The sequence below is a fragment of the bacterium genome (assembly GCA_030693325.1).
Classification (GTDB): domain Bacteria; phylum Patescibacteriota; class Minisyncoccia; order UBA6257; family MFKM01; genus MFKM01.
Genome location: JAUYAV010000006.1, coordinates 1 through 3,687, shown reverse-complemented (window position 1 = coordinate 3,687; position 3,687 = coordinate 1). Strand labels below are relative to the sequence as shown.

Here is a 3,687-nt window from a genome sequence, read left to right as displayed (position 1 = left end):
TAGCCCGGATAATTTTTCCTGTCGGTCTGACTGACAAATTCAAGGTCAATATTATATTTGGGATAATTAAGTTTTCTGCAAACAGCGACGGCGGTTAACGCGGAATTGATGTTTTTGTCTAATTTATTTAATAAATCTTTTAAAGTTTTTTTATCGGGAATTTTATAAAAACCGCCGATAGCCGTGGTTGTCGGGTGGACCTCCCGGCCGGCCACCACGTGAGAAATCTCGTCGCTTATTTCTTTGAGGGTAAGAGCGGCCTTGAAAGCCGCGGGGTTTTTCTTGGCTAATTCCAGACCGCTATCCAACCCAAGATAATCCGGCAAAGCCAGAAAAAACAAATGAAGAGCATGACTCTGGATCATCTGGCTGGTAATCATCAGTTTTCTCAATAAAATCGTAGTTTTATTGGGAATAATCCCCAAAGCCGTTTCCACTGCTTTAAGCGATGCCAAATTATGGGCAATCGGGCAAACCCCGCAAATCCGGGCCGTTATCCAGGGCGCGTCTTTGGCCGGCCGACCGACCAAAATTCCCTCAAACAATCTTTCGCCTTCCAGAATTTTTAATTCCGCTTTTTTTCTGGCCAAATCAATATTTATTGAGCCATGGCCTTCAATTTTGGCGATGAATTCGTTATTTATCATATAATTTTGATTTATTGTGAAACATTGAAAAATAGTTATCAATTTCCTCTTCACCGGCGAAATTTTTGAGAATCGTCAAAAGCGCCCCGACATTGGCTCCGTCTTTCACCCCGAAACAGCCGTAACACGGGCTGCCGCCTTTAAGACAAATCGCTCCGCAAGTGCCCTGGGTAATCGGCCCGAGGCAGGGTTTATTTTCCAACAAACGGCAGGGAATATTGGCCACTTTGCACGGGAAACAAACCGAGTAATCTTTATAATTTAATTTTTTGTTGTTAATTAAATCGCTGAAAATCCGGGTCAGCTCGGTCCCGTTTACCGGACAGCCGTGAATCAGAAAATCAACTTTCACGTAAGCGCTCAAAGGTAAGGCGTCAATCCCCCGGCCTTTATAATCCGGGCCGTAAATTTTCTCATACCATTTCTGGCGCTCTTCTTTGTTCATAATCCCAGGAATGCCTCCGAGCGTGGCGCAAGTTCCCAAACCGATAACCAGTTTTGATTTCTCTCTGATGATTTTTAACAAATCAATTTCTTCCTGGACAAGCGGCGTGCCTTCAATTAAGGCGACGTCAAATTGTTCAAGCTCGGCTTTTTCCTGGCCCAACCGCCAATTGACTATTTCCACCCTTTCGGAAAGAGCCAAAAGTTTTTCTTTGAGGGCCACTAATTCCACCTGACAGCCCTCGCAGTCCGTGAAATCAAATATGCCTAAAGTTATCTTCTTCATAAATTTAATCCCAATTTTTATCTACTTGGTCATAATTAAACACCGGGCCGTCAAGACAAACATATTTCTCGCCGGTAGTGCAATGCTGGCATTTACCCAGGCCACAGTGCATTTTTCTTTCATCGCTGACAAAAATCCGGCGATCAGGCAAGCCCAGTGGTTTTAATATTTTTTCCACAGCGGCGGTCATCGGCCCCGGTCCGCACATCGCCGCCACCGCGTCCAAAGGATTAATCTCTATTTCTTTTATTAATTCCGTGACTAAACCAGTATACCCTTTCCAGCCGGGCGTCGGGTTGTCAACCGTTAAAAGAATTTTAACGGCTTTCTGCCATTGGCTGATTTTATTTTTAATCAAAATATCATTAGGAGTGGCCGCTCCGTAAAGAAGATAAAGCCGGCCGAATTCTTTCCGATTCTTGATGAAATATTCAATCAGGCTGGCTATCGGCGGTATCCCGCAACCTCCGCTGACCATTACCACGTCTTTTCCTTTGAAAAAATCCAGCGGAAAACCATTGCCGTAAGGACCACGGACGGCAATCTCCCCGCCTTTCCCCAAAGAATGAATAGCCGCGGAAACCGTGCCCACATTTCTGACCACTAAATCAAAATATTTTTTATCGTACGGCGAAGAAGCCACGCCAAAAGGCGCTTCTCCCCAACCCCATAAGCCGGCTAAAACAAACTGGCCCGGAATAAAATTCAGGCGTTTTTTTAAACGCAACAACTTCACGCCCGGCGAAAGCGCTTCAATTTTTTCTATTTTAACCGTTTCAGGCTGATAGAGATTTTTCATTTTGGTAATCTTTAATAATTTCCAATAAAACTTTTTCAATGTCTATGCGGGCCGGACAATATTTTTGGCAACGGCCACAACCGACGCACTGGGATTTGCCGTATTCTTTGTAGGCGCGAACAAATTTATGATAAAACCAGTTGTAATATCTGTATTTCAAATTAGGCCGGAAATTTTTGCCGCCGGCTATCTTGGCAAAATTATTTAAAGTGCAGGCGTCCCACGAGCGACAACGGCTGCATTCCGAACCGTCAAGCTTAATTTCGTCTTCCACCGAAAAACAATGGCAAATCGGGCAAACATAAGTGCAGATGCCGCAACCGAGACAATTTTTTTCCAGCTCATCCCAAATGGGATGTTTTTTAAGCCAAGACCAGGAAACCGCTTCAGCTAATAATTCCGAATCTTTCACTAATTCTCTTAATCCCTTTTTTTCTTCCGGATAATTTAAAATTTTAGGATTTTTTTCTATTTTAAAAAGCTTATTTTTAACGATTTCCCTCCCGATTTTTGTCAGCGGAATCGCCTTGTACTGATTTTCGTTTATCTTTTCCAAAATTAAATCGCCAACGGTCACGGGAACGGTGATTGAATATTCTGACAGTCCGACGATAACCGAATTTTCCCTTTGCTTAAGATAAAAATAATCTTCTTTGGGTCTGGTCATTATCTCGTCAAGCTGGTCAAGGGCTCCAAGGTCAATCAAATCCAAACCGAAAAGCAGAAGTTTTCTTTTTGATTTCGGCGGAATCGATAATTTTTTTTGTTTGAAGACAAAAGAAAATAAATTTTCCCGCGGCGCAAAAAAATGGCCTTTAGCCGACAAAGCAATTTCGTCTTTCTTGTAATTAATAACGGAATATTTCCTTGAAAGACGCTCTAATAATATGGAGATGTCGGATTTTTCTATAACTGAAATCATATATTCTTTTAATTTTTAGCTAGTGAATCAACCGAGTTTTTACTGCTCGGCATAATTATCGTTTTTATCTTAGAGTGTATCCGCCATCGACAACAATGGTTTGTCCGGTTATGTAATCCGCTCTGTCGGAGGCCAAAAAAACAACGGCGTTAGCAATGTCTTCGGGCAAGCCCATCCTTTGCCAAGGAATAACGACAATCGTCTGTTTTTTAGCCTCATCATTAGAAGCCGCTCCGGGAGTATCAATGGCGCCGGGAGCGATTGCGTTCACGTTTATTTTCTTGGAAGCCAATTCCAAAGCCAAAGCCCTGGTGAAAGCGCTAACGCCTCCCTTGGAAGCGCAATAATGCGTCAGTCCTTCAAATCCTACAAAAGCGGCAATAGACGATATGCTGATTATTTTCCCGCCGTCTTTCATAATTTCAGCCGCCGCTTGGGAACACATAAAAACGCTTTTTAAATTAACGTTTAAAACCTTATCCCAATCGGCCTCCGTCATTTTCAAAAAAGGCGTGAAAGGGAAAATTCCGGCATTATTGACTAAAATATCCAGTTTCCCGAATTTCTCAACGGCTTTTTTTATCAAATT

Annotated in this window: 5 protein-coding genes; all 5 read right to left on the bottom strand. The window is 42.7% G+C overall.

Annotated features, from left to right (window positions below; all coding sequences use genetic code 11):
- A partial coding sequence (locus tag Q8N22_00545; protein MDP3052430.1) for a nickel-dependent hydrogenase large subunit occupies positions 1 to 647 on the bottom strand: 647 nt, incomplete at its 3' end.
- A complete protein-coding gene (locus Q8N22_00540) occupies positions 637 to 1,377 on the bottom strand; it encodes a hypothetical protein (GenBank protein ID MDP3052429.1) in 741 nt (246 codons plus the stop codon). The genes Q8N22_00540 and Q8N22_00545, both read right to left, overlap by 11 nt.
- Positions 1,378 to 1,381: 4 nt before the next feature.
- The gene (locus tag Q8N22_00535) at positions 1,382 to 2,176 is read right to left on the bottom strand and encodes an FAD/NAD(P)-binding protein (GenBank protein ID MDP3052428.1); all 795 of its coding nucleotides are present in this window, start codon (positions 2,174 to 2,176) and stop codon (positions 1,382 to 1,384) included.
- Positions 2,154 to 3,098, bottom strand: coding sequence for a 4Fe-4S dicluster domain-containing protein (locus tag Q8N22_00530; GenBank protein ID MDP3052427.1), 945 nt, complete (start codon positions 3,096 to 3,098; stop codon positions 2,154 to 2,156). Before Q8N22_00530 ends, Q8N22_00535 begins: the two co-directional genes overlap by 23 nt.
- A 64-nt stretch (positions 3,099 to 3,162) precedes the next feature.
- The coding region (locus Q8N22_00525; GenBank protein MDP3052426.1) for an SDR family NAD(P)-dependent oxidoreductase at positions 3,163 to 3,687 on the bottom strand (525 nt) is incomplete at its 5' end.

What these genes read in the sequence shown, in the direction of transcription:
- Q8N22_00530 (MDP3052427.1), bottom strand. Translation starts at nt 3,098, where the DNA reads ATGATTTCAGTTATAGAAAAATCCGACATCTCCATATTATTAGAGCGT.
- Q8N22_00540 (MDP3052429.1), bottom strand. Translation starts at nt 1,377, where the DNA reads ATGAAGAAGATAACTTTAGGCATATTTGATTTCACGGACTGCGAGGGC.
- Q8N22_00535 (MDP3052428.1), bottom strand. Translation starts at nt 2,176, where the DNA reads ATGAAAAATCTCTATCAGCCTGAAACGGTTAAAATAGAAAAAATTGAA.